Source organism: Streptomyces himastatinicus ATCC 53653 (assembly GCF_000158915.1).
GTDB classification, from domain to species: Bacteria; Actinomycetota; Actinomycetes; order Streptomycetales; family Streptomycetaceae; genus Streptomyces; species Streptomyces himastatinicus.
The window spans coordinates 470940-471584 of the sequence record NZ_GG657754.1; the positions used below are offsets into that span (position 1 = coordinate 470940).

Sequence of the window (645 nt, forward strand, 5' to 3'; positions counted from 1 at the left end):
TCGTCGCGCTGCGGCCCTCGGACGTCGTACCGGCCGACGTCCGGCTGCTGGTGAGCGACCGGCTGGAGCTGGACGAGGCGGGGCTGACCGGCGAGTCGGGGCCGGTCGCCAAGGACCCCGCCGCCACGCCCGGCGCCGATCTGGCGGACCGTTCCTGCATGGTCTACCAGGGCTGCACCGTGCTGGCCGGGACCGGCTACGCGGTGGTCGTGGCCGCCGGATCGCAGACCGAGGCGGGACGCGCCGCCGCACTGGCCGGACGCGCCACCGCTCCCCTGGGCATCGAGGGCCGACTCGCCGCGCTGACCAGGGTCGCACTGCCCGCCACCGGGCTCGGCGGCGCCGCCGTCACCCTGCTGGGCCTGCTGCACGGCGCGCCGGTGCGCGAGGCCCTGGCCACGGGGGTGGCCGTCGCGGTGGCCGCCGTGCCCGAGGGGCTGCCGCTGGTGGCCACCGTGGCGCAGTCCGCCGCTGCGCGCCGCCTCTCGCACCGCGGGGTACTGACCCGCTCGCCCCGGGTACTGGAGGCCCTGGGCCGGGTGGACACGGTGTGCTTCGACAAGACCGGCACGCTCACCGAGGGACGGCTGGCCGTGGCCCGCGTGGCGGCGTACGACCACGACCTGCCGATCGACGGCCCGCTGG

At 77.8% G+C, this 645-nt stretch carries 1 protein-coding gene; it reads left to right on the forward strand.

Translation table 11 applies throughout. The features are described from left to right. Positions 1-645 (forward strand): HAD-IC family P-type ATPase (locus SSOG_RS02000; protein ID WP_039936336.1); only part of this gene is annotated, 645 nt, incomplete at both ends.